Annotated in this window: 16 protein-coding genes; 10 read left to right on the forward strand and 6 right to left on the reverse strand. The window is 44.2% G+C overall.

Annotation, left to right across the window (positions count from 1 at the left end):
- Positions 1 to 111 precede the first annotated feature (111 nt).
- The 3 genes from DXA57_RS17305 to DXA57_RS07705 form a co-directional block, all read right to left on the reverse strand.
- Positions 112 to 285 (reverse strand): hypothetical protein, encoded by a 174-nt coding sequence (locus tag DXA57_RS17305; protein ID WP_199612695.1) that lies wholly within the window; start codon positions 283 to 285, stop codon positions 112 to 114.
- A 48-nt stretch (positions 286 to 333) separates the two neighbouring features.
- The gene (locus DXA57_RS07700; protein ID WP_117766244.1) at positions 334 to 1,485 is read right to left on the reverse strand and encodes an IS91 family transposase; all 1,152 of its coding nucleotides are present in this window, start codon (positions 1,483 to 1,485) and stop codon (positions 334 to 336) included.
- A 109-nt stretch (positions 1,486 to 1,594) separates the two neighbouring features.
- Entirely contained in the window at positions 1,595 to 1,975 is a 381-nt protein-coding gene (locus DXA57_RS07705) for a 4Fe-4S binding protein (RefSeq protein WP_117766246.1), read from the reverse strand.
- Positions 1,976 to 2,128: 153 nt separating this feature from the next.
- Here DXA57_RS07705 and DXA57_RS07710 point away from each other — a divergent pair, with 153 nt between their 5' ends.
- The 3 genes from DXA57_RS07710 (at position 2,129) to DXA57_RS07720 (ending at position 6,004) form a co-directional block, all read left to right on the forward strand.
- Positions 2,129 to 3,019: a S66 family peptidase gene (locus DXA57_RS07710; RefSeq protein WP_199612696.1), complete on the forward strand. Its 891-nt coding sequence runs from the start codon at positions 2,129 to 2,131 to the stop codon at positions 3,017 to 3,019.
- 81 nt (positions 3,020 to 3,100) lie between these two features.
- Positions 3,101 to 4,792, forward strand: a complete 1,692-nt coding sequence (locus tag DXA57_RS07715; protein ID WP_158571261.1) for a glycoside hydrolase family 5 protein — start codon at positions 3,101 to 3,103, stop codon at positions 4,790 to 4,792.
- Between the two features lie 303 nt (positions 4,793 to 5,095).
- Positions 5,096 to 6,004: a hypothetical protein gene (locus DXA57_RS07720; RefSeq protein ID WP_117766252.1), complete on the forward strand. Its 909-nt coding sequence runs from the start codon at positions 5,096 to 5,098 to the stop codon at positions 6,002 to 6,004.
- Positions 6,005 to 6,083: 79 nt separating this feature from the next.
- On the opposite strand, the gene DXA57_RS07725 is transcribed toward DXA57_RS07720, so the two are convergent.
- Together DXA57_RS07725 and DXA57_RS07730 are read right to left on the reverse strand one after the other, a co-directional pair.
- The gene (locus tag DXA57_RS07725) at positions 6,084 to 6,860 is read right to left on the reverse strand and encodes a sulfite exporter TauE/SafE family protein (protein WP_117766254.1); all 777 of its coding nucleotides are present in this window, start codon (positions 6,858 to 6,860) and stop codon (positions 6,084 to 6,086) included.
- A gap of 1 nt (position 6,861) precedes the next feature.
- Positions 6,862 to 7,296 (reverse strand): MarR family winged helix-turn-helix transcriptional regulator, encoded by a 435-nt coding sequence (locus DXA57_RS07730; protein WP_117766256.1) that lies wholly within the window; start codon positions 7,294 to 7,296, stop codon positions 6,862 to 6,864.
- Positions 7,297 to 7,484: 188 nt separating this feature from the next.
- Here DXA57_RS07730 and DXA57_RS07735 point away from each other — a divergent pair, with 188 nt between their 5' ends.
- Positions 7,485 to 8,339, forward strand: coding sequence for an alpha/beta hydrolase (locus DXA57_RS07735; RefSeq protein ID WP_117766424.1), 855 nt, complete (start codon positions 7,485 to 7,487; stop codon positions 8,337 to 8,339).
- A gap of 14 nt (positions 8,340 to 8,353) precedes the next feature.
- Here DXA57_RS07735 and DXA57_RS07740 read toward each other — a convergent pair whose 3' ends face one another.
- Positions 8,354 to 9,721 carry an MATE family efflux transporter gene (locus DXA57_RS07740; protein ID WP_117766259.1) on the reverse strand — a complete coding sequence of 456 codons (1,368 nt, stop codon included), beginning with the start codon at positions 9,719 to 9,721 and terminating at the stop codon, positions 8,354 to 8,356.
- 462 nt (positions 9,722 to 10,183) lie between these two features.
- On the opposite strand from DXA57_RS07740, the gene DXA57_RS07745 reads away from it, so the two are divergent.
- The 6 genes from DXA57_RS07745 to DXA57_RS07770 all read left to right on the forward strand — a co-directional run bounded on the left by DXA57_RS07745 (position 10,184) and on the right by DXA57_RS07770 (position 18,457).
- On the forward strand, positions 10,184 to 11,161 hold the full coding sequence (locus tag DXA57_RS07745) for a LacI family DNA-binding transcriptional regulator (protein ID WP_117766261.1): 978 nt from the start codon (positions 10,184 to 10,186) through the stop codon (positions 11,159 to 11,161).
- Positions 11,162 to 11,320: 159 nt separating this feature from the next.
- Complete coding sequence (locus tag DXA57_RS07750) at positions 11,321 to 12,979, forward strand: GH32 C-terminal domain-containing protein (protein ID WP_117766263.1); 1,659 nt, start codon at positions 11,321 to 11,323, stop codon at positions 12,977 to 12,979.
- A complete protein-coding gene (locus DXA57_RS07755) occupies positions 12,976 to 13,902 on the forward strand; it encodes an ABC transporter permease (protein WP_243005744.1) in 927 nt (308 codons plus the stop codon). Before DXA57_RS07750 ends, DXA57_RS07755 begins: the two co-directional genes overlap by 4 nt.
- Positions 13,903 to 13,928: 26 nt before the next feature.
- Entirely contained in the window at positions 13,929 to 14,813 is an 885-nt protein-coding gene (locus DXA57_RS07760) for a carbohydrate ABC transporter permease (protein ID WP_117766265.1), read from the forward strand.
- A 60-nt stretch (positions 14,814 to 14,873) separates the two neighbouring features.
- The gene (locus DXA57_RS07765; RefSeq protein WP_117766267.1) at positions 14,874 to 16,577 is read left to right on the forward strand and encodes an extracellular solute-binding protein; all 1,704 of its coding nucleotides are present in this window, start codon (positions 14,874 to 14,876) and stop codon (positions 16,575 to 16,577) included.
- Positions 16,578 to 16,912: 335 nt separating this feature from the next.
- On the forward strand, positions 16,913 to 18,457 hold the full coding sequence (locus DXA57_RS07770; protein ID WP_199612698.1) for a carboxylesterase/lipase family protein: 1,545 nt from the start codon (positions 16,913 to 16,915) through the stop codon (positions 18,455 to 18,457).
- Positions 18,458 to 18,470 lie beyond the last annotated feature (13 nt).

Raw genomic sequence — 18,470 nt, forward strand, 5'->3', positions numbered from 1 at the left:
TCCATGGGGTGTCTCCTGTTTTTCACTTTATAGGAAAGACCGCCTGCGGCGCTCTCTTGAATTGAAAAGGGCCCGCACAGAGGCGGGCACAACAAGCAGACAAATGTTGGTTTAGAAGATATAAAAACCTTCTTCACCAAAATCGTCATCAAGTTCATCATCATTTAAGAAATAATTCATATCCAGAAGTTCATCCTCGCTCATAAGGCGAATGTCCTTGGAAGTCATACCTTCTGGGGGATTATCCATATATTTTTTGCGTAATTCCTCGATGTTTTGTTTCATGGTAGTTTATCCTCCTTTCAGAGGATTATATCATAAAATCTGAGGAATTTATGCAGAAGAACGCTTTCCACGAGATTTGGACATTGCTTTCTCGTAAAGTTCTTCGAGAGATACGCGTTTGTGATTGTAATAAAGTTCAAGAAACATCATCTTGTGTTTACAGTCTGGACATTCCAGAGGGTCATAACCGAAAGAGGAAAGAATAGCGGTTCTCCACTGATTGAAGCTGCGATAAATAGGATGTTTACTTTTTGAAATGGCACGATGGAGCTTGGAATCAATCGTCCGATGGCGGGCGTAGAGACCTCCATAACGGATCATTTTGAAATGCTTTTCTGGTATGTGCCGGATCAATCGTTGAATGAATTCCATGGCAGGAACCGTTTCTTCTATGTATTGTTCGTCTTCATGTCGGTTGTAATGGAAAGTAACCATTTCGCCATCGTATTTATCAATTCTGGATGTAGCGATGACAGGACGCCCCAGATATCGACCGATATATTTGATAACTGTTTTGGGGTCACATTTGTTTGGTTTGGCATAAACGTAAAAACCGTGCTTATGCTCCGTATAGCAATTCGCTTTCACTTTTTTGAAAGAAGGACCGATTTTGGACTCCATTTCATTAAGCAGAGCAGTGCGGAAAGCATTACGTAAATAAGTGTAATTAAAGTGTTTGACATGGCGCCAAAAACCATCGTCACTGTATCCGCCTTCAGATAAGAGGCGGTGGATGTGCGGATTCCATTTCAGGTCTCTGCCAAAAGTATGTAAAACCATAATGAAACCGGGCGTGAAGTTTTTGGACTTATTCATTTTGTAGAACATACGAGAGATCACGCTGTTTACAGAGTGGAACAGACAATCGAGCAGAGAATGATCCTTGAGAAAGGATTCGCGAAGATTTTCATCGATCGTGAAAACGCAATGGCGATGTGTGACATTTACCAGCTTAAAGGACATACTGGTGGTGCGTTCTATGGCATATTTGTTGCCACAGGTAGGGCAGAAACGGCTGTGACAGCGGAAAGGAACGAATTTGAGTTTTCCGCAGTGAGGACAGCCATACATTGCGCCGCCGAATGATGAATCGCCACAGTTAATCATCTTGTCGATATTTTCTATCTCAGTTTTTCTGGGATGAAGAGTATATTTAATTTCTTCGTAATGGTCTGTAAAAATTTTCTGTAAGATATTCATAAGACTATTATGAGGTATATTTTAGAAAAAGAAACCCCTAATCCCCTCAAGATTGAGGGGCAGGGGAGTTGAATAGGCGAAGCCTATTTTTTAATTACCGTATCTATACTTACTCTTCTACAACTTCCAGTACATCCATCGGACATGCTTTTGCACAGATACCGCAGGCGATACATTTGGAAGCCGGGTTGCCTTCTGTTTTAACGATCAGGCCGAAGGGACAAGCCTCGGCACATTTGCCGCAGCCGGTACATTTCTTCTTGTTGATCATGTAAACGCCCTTGGCGTTCTGGGTGATTGCACCTTCCGGACAAGCCTCGGCACATTTGCCGCACTGAGGACAGGCCATGGGACGGACAGCTTTTTTCTCAACGATCTGGATGCATGATTTATCCGGATCAAATTCCTTATAAAATGCCTCGGAACAAGCCTGCACACAAGCAAGACATGCCATACAAGTACTTCCTTTTTTCACTTTCAGTTTTTTCATATCAGATAATCCTCCGCAATTTTTGTAACCGCAGTTACGTTTTTTTCTATTCTAACACTGATGAAAAAATTTCTCAACATTTTTCACATTTATCAAAAGATTTGTTATACTGATTCAGAACTCTTGTGCTGCAGTTATACGTGGAGGATGTTTATGAAAAAGGGAGATAAAATCGGTATTGTTGCCTGTTCCAATGGTTTGAAGGAAAAAAGCAGGCAAGAAATGGAGCATTTGAAAGATACGTTGGAAGAACTGGGGCTGATCCCTGTTTTTTCCAGATATCTTTATGCCGGAAATGGTGTAGAGAGTGCCGGCCGGAGAAAAAGAGCAGAAGAATTGATGAAATTTTACCGGGACGAAGAGATTAAAGGGATTTTTGATGTTTCCGGAGGAGATCTGGCTAACGGAGTGCTGCCATGGCTGGATTACGAGGAGATTAAAGAGAGCGGGAAGGCCTTCTGGGGCTACAGCGACCTTACCACAGTGGTAAATGCCATTACGACGAAGACAGGAAAGCCATCGGTTCTCTACCAGATCCGGAATCTTATTTACCGGGATGGAGAGGAGCAGAGACGACGGTTCCGGAGTTTCCTGGATGCGGAAAGGAATGACAGTCTTTTTCATTTTCCGTATGAGTTTCTGCAGGGCGATGCGATGTCCGGTATCCTGATCGGCGGAAATATCCGTTGCTTTCTCAAACTGGCAGGAACCGGGTATTTCCCGGAGCTTACCGGAAAAATCCTTCTTCTGGAAGCCTGTGGAGGGGGAGATGCACAGCTTCTGACCTATTTCAGTCAGCTGGAACAGCTTGGAGCTTTCCAGAAGGTCTGCGGTATCCTGCTTGGAACTTTTACACAGTTGGAACGGGAGAAAGGAGCAGAGCAGGTCTGGAGGCTTCTGAAAGACTTTGTGCCGGAACAGCTCCCGGTGGCAAAGACCGCTTTTATCGGACATGGAACGGATTCCAAGGCGGCAGTGATCGGGGAGAAATACTGCTTCTGCTCTCAAGAAAGTAATAAAAACGACAGAATATCACATATTTGAGGTAGGAATCAGAAAGTCATTTTCGTTATAATGGAAGTACAACAACGGGTACAGGATTTGTTTTTTCAGGAGGTTTTCAAAATGAGTAAATGTTCAAGAGACCGTGTGAAGGGCTTCCTTCATACGGACGGACGAAAAATGGTAAATGAAGATGGCGAAACAGTGGTTCTTCGCGGCTGGGGTGTCGGAAGCTGGATGAATCCGGAAGGCTTTATGATCGGTGGTGTTCCGCTCTTTGCAGAGGTGGGAGGTTTTAATGATTTTGCTCTTCCGAGAAGATTTGAGCGCGGGCGTACCATGGAAACAACGGTGCGGGAACTGGCCGGTACTGCCTATGCAAAAGAATTTGCAAAAAAATGGTACCGCAATTATCTTTCAGAGGAAGATATCCGACTTATGGCCGAGATGGGCTATAACTCTGTCCGTCTGCCGGTGAGTGCGCGACTTTTTCTGGCAGAGGAACCGGAGATCCAGTGGATTGAGGAAGGCTTTGCCGTACTGGAGCAGGTGCTGGACTGGTGTGAAAAATATCATGTTTACGCGATCCTGGATCTTCACGGTGCACCTGGCGGTCAGTCTGCCCTTGCCTGTGATGACGGTATTGATAACCGTCCGCATATGTTTACAGAGCCGGAAAGCAGAGAACGGGCTCTTCTGATCTGGGAAGAGTTTGCAAAGCGTTACCATGACCGCTGGATCATTGGCGGCTATGATCTTTTAAACGAGCCGTTGTCCGGACCGGATTGCCGGAAATTCCTGCCGGAGCTGGCGAAATTTTATGATGATGTGATCCCACGGATCCGGAAATACGATAAGAAGCATATGCTGACCCTGGAGGGAAGTGTTTTCTCCATGGATATGGAAATTTTTGATCATGATTATGATCCGGAATGTCATAACTGGTGTATCCATATTCATTATTATGGCTTCTCTCCGGAGGTCCGGACGTTATACCGGTTCCTGGATACCAGTCTGAAAAACAACGTGCCCATCTGGATCGGCGAGGGCGGCAGCGACTCGGTGTCCAACTCCATTTTCTATGAGATTGCAGGCACTTACGATATCGGTTATGCCGTCTGGTCCTGGAAACGGGCGGATGATCCCAAAGGAGACGGAAGCTCTGCCGTGACCTATCCGATCCCGGAAAAATGGGATGTGATGCGTGACTATATCCGGAACGGAGGTCCCAGACCCTCCTATAAAGAATCACAGGAGATTTTGGATGAGATGCTGGAGAAAATGAAACCGGAGTATTATACCGTCGATCAGACATACAATCATTACAACCTTCGTCAGCCCGGCATCCGGATCCCAGCTGTTGGTTTTGATCAGGGCAGCAGCAGAAGCAATGGCTGGATCTATGGAAATGCCTTTGGTTATCGGACGGAGGAGGGAATGAAAATGCCTCTTCGTCCTGGTGCATTGCCGCCGCAGCATGTAGTGGTCCCAACAGGTGAACCGCTTCGGGAATCCGGTCCGTTAAAAGATCTTTGCCTGGAGCTCCGGGAGGGTGAGGCCGTATCTTACACGATCCGTGATGTGAAAGAAAACTGTCGAGTATCCGTGACAGCGAGAACTATGGGCGAAAAGGCTTCCGTTATTGTGACTTGTACCAGTGAGGAAGGGAAAAAAGAGGTTTCTGAGACAGTGTTGACTGGAACGGAGACGAAGGAATGTGTGCTGGCTGATCTTGGTGCCAGCGCCGAGTGGGTTGTTTCCCTGGAAATGAAAGATGGTACTGTACAGTTGGATGAGATGATCTTCGAGGGATAAAATAAGAGAGCAAAAAGTAGCGGCATCTGGTTTGATATCAGAGGCCGCTTTCAAATGGAATCGTTCATTTTGATGTTGCAATTTTGTAAATATAAAAATAAACTTTGCATAAAACAAGTGACAAATGGAAAAAACTATGTTACTATATAGACAGTTAATTTCTAATATTCTTTAAACGGTATGTTACCGTTTCTGTATTTTCTGCGTTCGCAGGCTTGGAAAATCCCAATACGCTACGATAATTAAATATGGAGGAAGGTCCTGAGCAGAAAATACAGGATCTTCTGAAAAAGGAGGCAAAGAATGACTGAATTAAAAGTAAACAGACAGTACAAAGACCGTGTATTCCGTATGATCTTTAACAGCAGAGAAAAGCTTCTGGAGCTTTATAATGCCATGAATGGAACAGATTATGAAAACGTGGAGGAACTTGAAATCGTTACACTGGAAAATGCAGTTTATCTGGCAATGAAAAATGATTTGGCGTATGTATTCCATGATGAACTGTTTCTCTATGAACAGCAGTCCAGTAAGAATAAAAATATGCCTTTACGCTGTCTTTTTTATGTCAGTGACAGTTATTCCAGAATGGTCAGAAATGAGAATCTTTACGGGAGCAGGCAGATCCAGATCCCGGCACCGACCTTTGTTGTTTTTTATAATGGAAAAGACCCGGTGGAAGAAAGAGAAGTTCTCCTTTCTGAGGCTTATACAAGAAAGACACAGAAACCGAACCTGGAACTTCGGGTAAAGGTACGGAATATCAATCTTGGGAACAGCGAAGAGATTTATAAAAAGAGCCGTACCATGCATGATTACATGATCTTTGTAGATAAAACACGCAGATATTCGGAAAACCGGCCGCTGGAAGCAGCCATTGATCAGGCGGTAGAAGAATGTATCAGGGAAGATGTTCTCAGAGATTTTCTGCTGAGGAACAAAGCGGAGGTGAAAAAGATGTGCCTTTATGAGTATGATGAAGAACGTCAGCGCAGGTGGGATCGTGAAGAAGGCCGAGAAGAGGGACGCGAAGAAGGCCGTGAAGAAGGCCGTGAGGAAAAAGGGATGGATATTGCAAGAATGATGTTACAAAAAGGTTGCTATTCGGAAGAAGAAATTGCGGAGCTTACCGGTCTGGAACTGGAAGAGGTGATCCGACTTGGGGAAAGTATGAAACAGAGTACGGAAGCAGAGGAAGAGGGGCACTCCTGATAGGATTTTCGCAGAAAAGAAAAAGACGTATATCCGCAAAGGATCCATCTTTGCAGATATACGCCGGATTTTTATGGGATCATGCCAGTATCTGGAATCCCATGACGACGATGCCCAGGATAACCAGCACCACGCCGGTAGCCCGGTTCAAGGTTGCCGGTTTTGCTTTATTGGCAAAAACAGCTGCGATGCGTGCCCAGATCAGGGTAAAGATAACACACAGGAAAAATACAGGCCAGTCAGGCATGCCGCCGATCATAAAGTGGGAAGCAGCTCCGGTCAGAGCAGTGAAACTCATAATGAATACACTGGTACCAACAGCTGTTTTCAGCTCGTAGCCAAGGATACTGGTCAGAATCAGGAGCATCATCATACCGCCGCCTGCACCGATAAATCCACAGATGAAGCCGATCATCACGCCGCAGATTACGGACTGGACAGCCCGTTTTTTCGGGGAAACACCGGCCATGGCTTCTTTTGTTGTCATGACAGGGCGGACAATGAATTTAATGCCCAGAAGGAAGGTCATGAATACGGAAAAGCTTCCCATAGTCTGAGAAGGAACCAGGCTGGCAACATAGCTTCCAACGGCGGTAAAGATCAAAACACTTACCATCATGATAAGCCCGTTTTTGACATCCAGGTTCTTGTTTTTGTGATAGGTGTAAGCGGAAATGGCACTTGCGAGTACGTCAGAGGACAGGGCAATACCTACCGCCATGTAAGGATCCATATGCAGGAATGTGATCAGCATGGGACTTATGACCGCAGCGGCACTTAAACCGGCAAAACCGGTTCCGAGACCGGCTCCCATGCCTGCAAAAAATGTGACGAAAACCGTTAATAACAAACTCATTTTACTTTGTTTCCTCCAATATCATATCTATATTTTTCTCCATGATTTTCATGGCGGCAAAAAAAGCGTTTCGTGTCTGTTCGTCCATATTCTCAAGAAGGCGATCAAAGAAAGTACGCTGAAGCTTCTGTCCTCGACGGATGACAGACTGTGCTTTTTCTGTGCAGATCAGTTCCGTTTTGCGCCGGTCTTCTTTGACTTCCTGTCGCATAAGATAACCTTCCCGGACCAGCCGGTCCACATTTACCGAAACAAGATTGGCTTTGATATGCCGGATCTCTACGATATCGCTTGCTGTTTTATAAGACGGATTGTTGCCAAGAAACATCAGAATATCGAAAGCCGTCTGCGGCAGGTTCAGTTCCTGACAGAGCGGTCGGCAGAGAGCGTTGTAGGCGAGGGCGGTCTTACGGGCGAATTCCAGTTCCGGATTCATGATCAGATTTCTCCTTTCTCAAACAGTTCAAATTTGAATTATTCAAAAATGAAGTATAGTGCGGAGAGAAAAAAATGTCAAGAGAAAATAAGAAAGATTGTATGAATTGTCTGCATTATGATATGATGGAAGGGAAAAAGATTATCCAGAGGATGTTTATTTTGCACCGACTGAGAAAGGAGAACAACATGAGAAAAAATATTCAGGTAAAAGTAAAAGTCCCACAATTTACCGTGATCACAGGACTTACGTATGCCCAACGGAACAGCTGGTTCGGACACACGATGCAGGATCTTAAAATGGATCTGATCTATCCGGAGGATAAGGAAAGAAAGTATCCATGTATCGTCTGGATCTGCGGAGGGGCCTGGCTCCAGATGGATCGTTCTGCTCATCTGGCATACCTTTCAGAACTGGCAAGAAAAGGCTTTACAGTGGCTTCCCTTCAGTACCGGACCAGCAATGAAACCCCGTTTCCAGGGCCTCTTGAAGATGTGAAAGCCGGAATCCGCTATCTTCGTGCGCATGCCGGACGTTTTCATATAGATCCGGAAAAAATCGGCGTTATGGGAGAATCGGCAGGCGGATATCTGACTTGTATGGCAGCTCTTGCAATGGATCCGTCTTTTGATGTGGGAGAGAATCTGGAATATTCCAGCAGTGTACAGGCAGCCTGCCCCTGGTATCCGCCCACAGACTTCAGAGGCTTTCCTTATGATTCAGCGGAACAGTGCGCAGCAGCACCGGAATCACTTCTCCTTGGAAAGAATGTTATGCGTCATGCCGGGGAAGCATTGAAATGCTGTCCGGTGAGCTTTGTGACTCCGGAAGCTCCGCCTTTCCTGATCATTCACGGAAAAAATGATCATACCGTACCTTTTGCCCAGAGCGAGCTGCTTTATGAGAAGCTGGAGAAAGCAGGCTGTGATGCGACTCTTCTTGCGATTGAAGGGGCAGATCATGCCGATCTTCATTTCTTTCAGAAGGAAATCTGGGAGGAAATCGGAGATTTCTTCCAGAAAAGTCTGGGTGATGTCAGATAGAGAGCCTTTGCCTGTCACTGAGCCGATTCCAAACGTTTTAATTCCGGCAATATTGTGCACAGCATCGTCACAAAGCAAAGACCTCCGCCAATGACATTGGATACCGGCTCGGCGAGAAAAACACCGGCGGTTCCCATATGGAGAGTGTAGGGCATAAAGTAGGTCAGAGGAACGACGATGACTACCTTGCGGAGCAGAGAGAAAAAGATTGCCTGTTTCTTTTTGTTCAGGGATTTAAAGACAGTCTGGCCGATGTACTGACAATCCATGAAAATGAAAGCCGCAAAATACTGTTTCAGGGCTGGAACGGCATCACGGATCAGCGTCTCATCAGAACTGAAAATCCGGATCAGCGCACCCGGCTCCAGAAGAATAATGCTCCACATGATGGCTGAGTAGCCGAGAACCATGGCACTCATGACCAGCATGGCTTTTCGTACCCGGGCCGGGCGGCGGGCACCGTAATTGTAGCTCAGGATAGGAGAGGTTCCCTCATTCATGGCATAGATCGGCGTTTCCACCAGCTGGCGCACGCTGGAGACAATTGTCATGACAGAGATGTAGATGTCGCCTCCGGTGCTGGAGAGCACATGGTTGCAGCAGATGGTCACCAGGCTGTTTGTGAGCTGCATGATAAAACTGGAGGTTCCCAGACTGACAATATTTTTCGCATAGGGTACGCAGGAGGAAAGTTCATTTTTTCGAAGAAAATGAACTTTCAGTTCTGACTTTTTCGTAAGGAAAAACAGGACAAACACGGCGGAAAGGCACTGGGAGAGTACTGTCGCGATGGCTGCACCCTGGACACCAAAGCCCAGCACAAAGATAAACAGCGGATCCAGCAGGAGATTTGCCACGGCTCCAATGGCTACGGAGAGCATTCCTACCGTAGAATAGCCCTGGGCGTTGATGAAAGGATTCATGCCGACGGCGATCATCGAGGGCAGTGTGCCGATGAGATAGATCATCAGATACGGACAGGCATAAACCAGAGCCTCCCTGGAAGCTCCGAAAAGCACCAGCAGAGGGCGGGCAAAGAGAAGACCGATGGTCATGAGAATGAGGCCACTGACACAAACCATGGAAAAAGAGGTGTCCATAATCTGCTCAGCTTCCTTGTTTTTCTTTTTCCCTCTGTAGATAGAAAAGAGCGGTGCGCCGCCGCTTCCGAACAGATTGGCAAAAGCGGTGATCACAACAATCAGCGGAAAGCAGAGACCTACGGCTCCCAGTGCGGCCGTTCCTGCCTCCGGAATCCGGGCAATATAGATGCGGTCTACAATGTTATAAAGGAGATTCAAAATCTGGGCTACCAGCATGGGAAGCGCTGCCCCGAAGATATTTCGCGTCACTGTTCCGTTTTCAAAATCGATTCGCTTCATTTTCTACACAGTCCTTTTCTTTTTTTGCTTTTCAGTATAGCATGGGCGATTCTATATGTAAATCAGCCAGCCCTTTATTTGAACGCAGATAAGCATTCCCCCGCTTTACCTTTCGCAGTTTTATCCGCAACTGCATTATTATCCATATGCTGTTATAAACAACTTTCCAAAATTGTCCAAAATATAAAGAATCTCCTTTTCGTGTTCGGGAGCTTTGTACTATTAGTGCACTTTATTTTTAATAAAGAAACGTAACTATTCAGCAGTCATTGTCTCTCGAGGTGTTTTGGAATGAATATGCCAAAATCCCGAGGGTTAATTGCGAAGGTACGGAACCGTTACGAAGAAGACACGAAGATTCTTTTCAAGAATTTAGAAAAAAGATTGCAGAAAATCTTTTTTGAGTGCTATGATAAAAGGAATTGTAAAAGCAACGAAAAAGAAAAATAAAGCGGGGTAGAGATGGCAGGAATCAGAGATGTAGCAGCATATGCAGGTGTAGGAGTAGGAACAGTTTCAAGAGCATTAAATAAGACGGGGTATGTATCGGAAGAAACAAAGAGAAAGATAGATGAGGCTGTAAAAGCACTGAATTATCAACCAAATGAACTGGCACGAAATCTATATCGGAACAGAAGCGGTATGATAGGAGTAATTGTTCCGGATCTGGAACATCCATTTTTTGCAAAATTTATGAAATATACAGAAATGGAACTGTATCGGTATGGGTATCGGGCAGTGGTATGCAACACGGTAGAGATCAGCAACCGTGTAGAAGAAATGATTCGACTGATGGAAAAAAATGTGCTGGATGGTCTGATTGTCGGTGTGGATCCGCCGGATGAAAAAATTTTGAAACGTCTGAAGAAACCGGTTGTCAGTATGGATCGAAACTGGGGAGAAAAGATTCCTGTTGTTACCTCAGACAGTGAAAAAGGTGCACGGTTAATTGCAGAGCGGATTGTTGCATCAGGATGCAGGAATATTCTGATGATTGAGGGGCGGTCATATATGCGCCAACCGTTTGATGCACGTGGAACAGGTGTAAAAAAGATATTGAAGGATCATGGAATCTCAGTTATTTCTATGGAGATCGAATGGAATATAGTAAGCTATGAATACTATGCCCAGGTGGTAGAAAAATATCTGGATTTGTTTGATGATGTGGATGGAATTTATGTAGGTGATCTTCCGGCAGTAGCATGTATGGCTGTTGCGGAAAAACGAGGAATTCGGGTGCCGGAAGAACTTAAAATCATCGGATATGATGGATTGGATATTGGAAAATTTGTAAACCCCCCTTTGACAACCGTTAAACAGGACATTCCCAGAATGGCAAAATGTTGTGTGGATACGATCATGCGGCTTTTGGATGGTGATACGGATATAGAAATGAAGCAAATCTGTGATGTAGAGTTTATAAAGGGTGGAACAATGTAGATGTTCCATAAAAAAGAGAATATATAAAAATAACGATCCATAGCTGATCAGACGGTATAAAAAATACAGCCTGATCAGCTTTTTTTCATTGACAGAAAAAGGAAGAAGGTATATAATACAGACATGGAACGGGTTCCACTTTAGAAAAGGAGACAGAAGATGGATTTTTACAGTGGAAGATACAGAAAAGCGGAACTGTTTATTCGAAAAACAGGAGAAGAAAATGGCGAGTTCTCGTTGAAGAAAAATGGACAGCAGGTAGTTACAACAGAGGTTACCAGCGATACTTTTCATAAAGCGACAATCGAACTTTGCGAGAATACAGAATATCAGATGGATTGGATGAATTCGCTGATCAGCCAGATGTATTTATGCGGAAATGAAGATATAGAAGAAACGGGAATCAAACATCTGGTTGTAAATAATGAGTGGCCGGAAAGAGCGGAAGTATTTGATACGCCCTGGAGGGAACAGTTTCATTTCACACCTTATGTAAATTGGAGTAATGATCCAAATGGTTTATGCTGGTTTCGTGGGAAATACCATTTGTATTATCAGGCGAATCCACATGAACAGAAATGGGACAATATGTATTGGGGGCATGCAGTCAGTAAAGATCTGGTCCACTGGAATTATCTCCCGTATGCACTGGATCCGCAATCGGAGATCCTGGAATCAGACAATCTGGTAGGTGGTGCCTTTTCCGGCTCGGCAGTTGTTTTGCCAGATGGATTACGAATCTTTTTTACCCGGGACTTGGAAGAACGAGGAAAAGCCGAGACGATTCAGCAGTCCCAGTCTACCGCCTTCAGCAGAGACGGACTTGCTTTTTCTGAAGAACAGACAATTTTGCCGGCTTATGCAGTAGAAGGGATTGATATGAATTTCCGGGATCCAAAGGTCTTCCGGAATGGTGAAAACTGGTATATGCTGTTGGCAAGCAATTATTTTGGAAAAGGAAGCATTCTTTTGTTTTCTTCTAAGGATATGTTTGACTGGAAGTTTATCGGACCACTGCTTCAGGAAGAAAACCCTGAGATACCAAGTCTGGAATGTCCGGATTTTTTCCCACTGGGGGATGACGCGTGGATACTTCTTGCATCGGTAATGGGAATGCGAACCGAGTATGGTGTATATCAGCCGGTTATGTATTATATCGGTGAGTGGAAAAATGAAAAATTCACCGTAAACAGGAGGGAATCCTGCGACTTTGGCTGTAACTTTTACGCACCGCAGACGTTGGAACATGAAGGGCGTCGAATCATGCTTGCCTGGATCTGTGACTGGGAAGGAGAACAGGTCACGACACGACATGGCGCATATGGAGGATTTACATTACCAAGAGAATTGTCAGTCAGAGAAGGAAGGCTTTATCAAAGGCCGATTGAGGAAGTCTACCGGCTGCAAAGGGAATTGCTGCTCTGGCAGAATGGCGGAAAGGCAGTGAGTGTTGAGGTTCCGGGAAATAGTTATTACAGCTGTATCGAGTTTTGCGGAAAAACAGAATTTGAAATTAGTCTTTTTGATGACGGAAAAGATTACTTGAAAATTATCGGAAACAATTCAATGGTGGAATTGATCTCCAGTAAGAATAAAGATCCACAGGCGCGGTTTGTAGCAGAAACGGAAGAACTGAAAAAACTTGAAATATTTATGGATCGCAGAACGGTAGAACTTTATTTGAATGACGGGGAAAAGGCCGGAACGAAAATTTTTATGAATCCGAATAGAAATGGCAGAATCACATTCCGGTTTGCAGAAGAAACGAAGGTCACACATATTAGTGTACATCGCATGGAGGCAATATGGACAAAATGAAAAAAAATAGGATAGGACATAACTGCAAAAAGCTGATTGTACATAACTGGAGACTGTATGTATTGATGCTGCCTGCGTTGGCTTGGCTGATTATTTTTGCATATTATCCGATGTACGGACTTTTGATCAGTTTTAAAGATTATAAAGGAACACTTGGAATTCTTGGATCACCATGGGCAACGCCTTTATGGAAACATTTTGCGGCATTTTTCAGCACAAGTATTGCAAAGAATGTAATTGTCAATACGTTGGTACTCAGCCTTTTGACGATGCTCTTTTCTTTTCCGATTCCGATTCTCTTTGCACTCTTATTGAATCAGATACAAGGAAAAAGAAAAAGAAAATTTGTACAGACAATTTCGTATGCACCGTATTTTGTATCAAACGTAGTAGTTGTCAGCATTCTGAATGTAATTTGCGCACCGAGTGGATTTGTAAATACAATCATTCAGTCATTGATCGGAAGACCGCTGCTTTTAATGTCATCAGCACAGTATTTCCGGACAATGTATATCGTTTCTAACATCTGGCAGACAATGGGATTTTCAGCAATCATATATATTGCGGCACTGACAGGAATCAGTCCGGAATATCATGAAGCTGCAATTATGGACGGAGCAACAAAGCTTCAGAGAATTCTCCATGTAGATATTCCTCTGATCATGCCAACTATTATTATCATGTTGATTCTTGCCCTTGGAAATATTATGACAGTCGGATATGAAAAAGTATATTTGATGCAGGCCGGTACCAATACGCAGGTAAGTGAAATTATTTCCACGTATGTATATAAAGTGGGACTACAGAATGCGCAGTATAGTTTTGCGACTGCAGTTGGGCTTTTCAATGCGGTAGTGAATTTTGTGATTCTGGTTGTTGCAAATCAGATTACAAAAAAGGTATCAGATATCAGTATATTCTGATTTTGATTTTAGGTGGGGAAAAGAAAATGAAAAAAATAAAATCACGAGAAGACAAGATATTTGACTTTATAAACGCACTCATTATGATCTTTATCTGTATTTTCATTGCATATCCACTTTATTACGTATTTATGGCGTCGTTTACGGATCCTGCAATTGTAAATTCAGGAAAGCTGCTTTTGTATCCGGAAAAATTATTTTTTGCCGGTTATCAGAAAATCATATCTTACAAACCGTTATGGACAGGTTTTTACAATACCATTCTGTATACGGTAACAGGTACTGTAGTGGCAATTGCAGTAACGGTACCATGTGCCTATTCCTTATCGAGAAAGGATCTGGCAGGCAGAAGAGTGCTGAACTTTCTGTTTACGTTTACTATGTTTTTTAATGGCGGTATTATTCCGCTTTATCTGGTAATCAATAAGCTTGGGATCTATAATACGATTTTTGCAATGATTTTACCGACGGCAGTGAGTGTTTATAATCTGATCGTATGTCGATCATTCTTCGACAGTACAATCTCAGATGAATTGGTTGAGGCGGCTAAATTGGATGGAGCTTCCGATTTTAGAATTTTCTTTCGTATTGTGATACCAATTTCGAAGACCATTATAGCTGTAATGATTCTGTTTTATGCGACTTCGCTTTGGAACTCTTTCATGAATGCATTGATGTTTATGGGAGAACAGAATAAGATGCCTTTACAGGTAATTCTTAGAAACATTGTATTGTCTAATCAGGCTTCCTCTGTTCTTTCAAGCGGTGCGGATATGATCGAAAGACAGAAACTTGCAGAACAGTTGAAGTATGGAGTTATTGTTGTTTCAACGCTTCCGCTCATGGTGGTATATCCTTTTGTACAGAAATATTTTGCAAAGGGAGTTATGGTTGGAGCTGTTAAGGGATGAGTTTTAAAAGAATTCATTTCTGGCGATAGAAAGTAAACTAATTTTAAAGGAGGAAATGTAATGAAAGGAAACCGAAATTTCAGGAAAAAGGTCAGTATGGTAACAGCTGTGATATGCACAGCCAGCAGCCTGCCGTTTGCTGCACTGGCAGATGAAGGAGCCGGGGATAATTTTAACCTTGACGGGACTCTTCCTATTGTTAAAAATGCAGATGAGATGGATCCGATTGAAATCGCAATCGTGGTTCCTCCGGAGCGTACAGTGCCGACGGAAGATCTGGTAATGGTAAAAAAGATGGTGGAGGATACCGGTATTCCGATTAAATGGGTAGAGATTCCGTCTGATGGTTCAACAGAAAAGATCAATCTGATGCTGAATAGCGGAGATTATCCGGACGTATTCTGGAATGGAATCACATCTGACATCGCAATTCAGTATAGTGATCAGGATCTGTTTGTGCCAACAGAGGATCTGATTGATAAATACTGCCCAAATCTGACCAAAATTTACGAAGAGCGTCCGGAATACAAGGGTGGATCAACTGCACCAAACGGTCATAGCTATGGCTTTCCGTATGTAGAAGAAATGTATGGTCTGGTTCTGACACCGGGACCGTTTCTGATCAACAAGACATGGCTTGATGCAGTCGGAAAAGAAGTTCCGACAACGGTAGACGAGTGGGTAGATTGCTTAAGAGCGTTTAAAGAAGCTGGCGATCTGAATGGAAATGGTGAAGCGGATGAAGTTCCGTATTCATTCGGCATGGGTTGTGACGGTCTGTTTGATTCTTATGATACCTTCTATTATTTCACAGGTGCTTTTGGATCTGCGGATTCCGTATGTTCTGGAAATCCTCAGGCAAACCATCTGAGAATTGTAGACGGAAAAGTACATTTTACCGCTGCAGACGATGCATTTCGTAAAACAGCTGATTTCTTCAATATGCTGTATAATGAAAACCTCATTGACATGGATTCCTTCTCTCCGGGACCAAATGCAGATACACCGCTTTATATCAGCAAAATGGCTGGTGATACAGCAGTGATCGGTTGTCTTGGAACCTGGGCACCGGTAAATGAGATTATCAATCCGGACGTAAGAAGTCAGTATGTTGCAATTCCAAGATTACAGGGAGAGTCTGGAAAAGGCGGAGTAGAAGTGAACTATTCTGAAATGCAGGAAACTTCTATGGTAGCAATTACAAATAAGTGTAAATATCCGGAAGTCGTTGCATCTCTTGTAAACTATTGTATGGATCCGGAAATTTCCGTCACATTAAACTGGGGACCGGAAGGATATACCTATAAGAAAGGCGATGATGGTATCCTGCACTTTAACCTGGATGAGAATAACAATATAATTCTGCAGGATGGTTATCAGTCATTTACAGAACAGCGTGCAAACACGACACCGGGCAGAGGTTCTCTGATTGTTCTGAGTGATTATTATGGAAAAGTAGCTGATTACACATGGGATGCGGTAGATTTACTGGAAGGTCAGAAGGAAAACGGCAAGGAAGAGATCATGGCAGATATTGATGCGGTTCCGAAAATGATGCTTACACTGGAAGAACAGCAGAAGATCGCACAGATTTATCCGCAGATCGCAAATATCGTAGATGCATTCCAGATGAACGGTATTATGCAGGGAACCACAGACAGTACATGGGAACAGTATCAGAGTGATCTGAAAGCTGCCGGTGTAGATGATCTGGTTGCTACCTATCAGGCAGCATATGATCGTTTCTGCGAATCTTCCAAATAAAGAACTGAGTTCGGTTTACAAGATATCAACAGAGCATAAGAAGTAAAGCAATATAACAAAGGCCGACAAAAAGCGGATTTCCGTTTTTTGTCGGCCTTTGTATCATCAAAAAAGCCGGAGAATCCGCTTCTCGAAGTTCGTAAAGAGATCAACTATGGAAAAAAGTAATAAAAATAACAGAAAACCACATATTTGTGATAGGCATTTTGCTGTCGCCGCGATATAATCAAATCATTGAGGCGACAGTTTTTTTCGGCAGACAGGGAAACGATGTCTGCCAGAGACTTTATTTTGTGCAGCTGTCACAAAGGATCTTGATCAGGAGGTTTGACATCATGAAAAAATTTGTTTGCAGAGAGGATTATCCTGTCGTTCAGACGGAAGCAGGTAAGCTTCGCGGATACGAATGGGATGGAACCGTTATTTTTAAAGGAGTCAAATACGCAGATGCGAAGCGTTTTATGCGTCCGGAAAAGGTACAGCCCTGGGAGGGGATCAAGGACGCCAATTCCTATGGAATGGTCTGCCCGCTGATGACGCAGGACCGGCCTAACAGCGAACTCCTTGTTCCCCATATGTACTGGCCTATGGATGAAAACTGCCAGTCACTGAATATCTGGACGCCTTCTATCGACCCGGAGGCAAAACGTCCGGTTATGGTCTGGCTCCACGGAGGCGGTTTTTCTGCCGGTTCCTCTATTGAACATATCACATATGAAGGTGCCAATATGGCAAAACACGGAGATGTGGTCGTGGTGTCTTTAAACCACCGGTTGAATGTGCTGGGCTATCTGGATCTCTCTCCCTTTGGAGAAAAGTATGAAGCCTCTGCCAATGCAGGAAATCTGGATATCATTGCGGCTCTTCAATGGGTACGTGACAACATCCGCGGCTTTGGCGGAGATCCGGACAATGTGACCATTTTCGGTCAGTCCGGCGGTGGAGCAAAGGTCTGGACGCTCATGCAGATGCCTGAGGCAGACGGTCTTTTCCACAAAGGAATTATTGAGAGCGGCGTGTACTGGCTTCAGCGGGATGCGGAAGAACAGGATGGCAGAGAGATCGTGACAGCTATGCTGAAAGAACTTGGTCTTTCGGAAGACCAGGTGGAAGAACTGGAGACGATTCCCTATGCAAAGCTTGCCGAAGCCTATCTGAAGACCTCTCCGGCTGTTGCGGCAGCAGGCGGTTATATAGGAAATATGCCTCATGTCGGAAAAGAATATCTGGGCGATCCGGTGCAGCATGGCTTTACGGAGCATGCGAAGACGATCCCGCTTCTGATCGGAACAGCACTGGGCGAGTTTGATTTCGATCCGGCTATTCCGGGAAAACACAGCATTCCAAGAGAAGAGGCTATGCAGATGCTGGAGAAAAAGTATGGAGAACACACGGAAGAACTGCTGGCTCTTTACGAAAAAGCGTATCCGGGAAAATCTCCGGTGGATCTCCTGTCGGTGGATACCATTTTCCGCCTGCCTACCATAGAATTTATCAAAGAGCGTTGCAGAACACCGGAAAGCGTCACTTATTCCTATCAGCTGACATATGAGTTTCCGCTTCTGGACGGTAAGATTGCATGGCATTGTTCGGAGATTCCGTTCGTTTTCCATAATACGGAGCTGGCACCTCTTTTTAATAAAGAAGGAGAAACCGATAAACTGGAAGAAGCGATCTTCGGAGCTTGGATAAGCTTTGCAAAGACCGGAAAACCGGTGATCGAGGGCGTTGACTGGCCTGCCTGTACGGAGGGAGATGAACCGGTGATGATCCTTGATGTCGATTGTGAAATCCGTCATAACGTGGATCATGAGCTGGTTCCGCTGGTAGAAAAATATGGAAAAATGACGTGGGTGGATTCAGAAAATATCCAGCACTGACAGAGATAAAGGA

Source organism: Blautia sp. OF03-15BH (assembly GCF_003463065.1).
In the GTDB taxonomy this organism is placed as follows: Bacteria; Bacillota; Clostridia; order Lachnospirales; family Lachnospiraceae; genus Limivivens.

What these genes read in the sequence shown, in the direction of transcription:
- DXA57_RS07745 (WP_117766261.1), top strand. Translation starts at nt 10,184, where the DNA reads ATGGCAGGAATCAGAGATGTAGCAGCATATGCAGGTGTAGGAGTAGGA.
- DXA57_RS07710 (WP_199612696.1), top strand. Translation starts at nt 2,129, where the DNA reads ATGAAAAAGGGAGATAAAATCGGTATTGTTGCCTGTTCCAATGGTTTG.
- DXA57_RS07730 (WP_117766256.1), bottom strand. Translation starts at nt 7,296, where the DNA reads ATGAATCCGGAACTGGAATTCGCCCGTAAGACCGCCCTCGCCTACAAC.
- DXA57_RS07720 (WP_117766252.1), top strand. Translation starts at nt 5,096, where the DNA reads ATGACTGAATTAAAAGTAAACAGACAGTACAAAGACCGTGTATTCCGT.
- DXA57_RS07760 (WP_117766265.1), top strand. Translation starts at nt 13,929, where the DNA reads ATGAAAAAAATAAAATCACGAGAAGACAAGATATTTGACTTTATAAAC.
- DXA57_RS07725 (WP_117766254.1), bottom strand. Translation starts at nt 6,860, where the DNA reads ATGAGTTTGTTATTAACGGTTTTCGTCACATTTTTTGCAGGCATGGGA.
- DXA57_RS07705 (WP_117766246.1), bottom strand. Translation starts at nt 1,975, where the DNA reads ATGAAAAAACTGAAAGTGAAAAAAGGAAGTACTTGTATGGCATGTCTT.
- DXA57_RS07755 (WP_243005744.1), top strand. Translation starts at nt 12,976, where the DNA reads ATGAAAAAAAATAGGATAGGACATAACTGCAAAAAGCTGATTGTACAT.
- DXA57_RS07750 (WP_117766263.1), top strand. Translation starts at nt 11,321, where the DNA reads ATGGATTTTTACAGTGGAAGATACAGAAAAGCGGAACTGTTTATTCGA.
- DXA57_RS07770 (WP_199612698.1), top strand. Translation starts at nt 16,913, where the DNA reads ATGAAAAAATTTGTTTGCAGAGAGGATTATCCTGTCGTTCAGACGGAA.
- DXA57_RS07735 (WP_117766424.1), top strand. Translation starts at nt 7,485, where the DNA reads ATGAGAAAAAATATTCAGGTAAAAGTAAAAGTCCCACAATTTACCGTG.
- DXA57_RS07740 (WP_117766259.1), bottom strand. Translation starts at nt 9,721, where the DNA reads ATGAAGCGAATCGATTTTGAAAACGGAACAGTGACGCGAAATATCTTC.
- DXA57_RS07700 (WP_117766244.1), bottom strand. Translation starts at nt 1,485, where the DNA reads ATGAATATCTTACAGAAAATTTTTACAGACCATTACGAAGAAATTAAA.
- DXA57_RS17305 (WP_199612695.1), bottom strand. Translation starts at nt 285, where the DNA reads ATGAAACAAAACATCGAGGAATTACGCAAAAAATATATGGATAATCCC.
- DXA57_RS07715 (WP_158571261.1), top strand. Translation starts at nt 3,101, where the DNA reads ATGAGTAAATGTTCAAGAGACCGTGTGAAGGGCTTCCTTCATACGGAC.
- DXA57_RS07765 (WP_117766267.1), top strand. Translation starts at nt 14,874, where the DNA reads ATGAAAGGAAACCGAAATTTCAGGAAAAAGGTCAGTATGGTAACAGCT.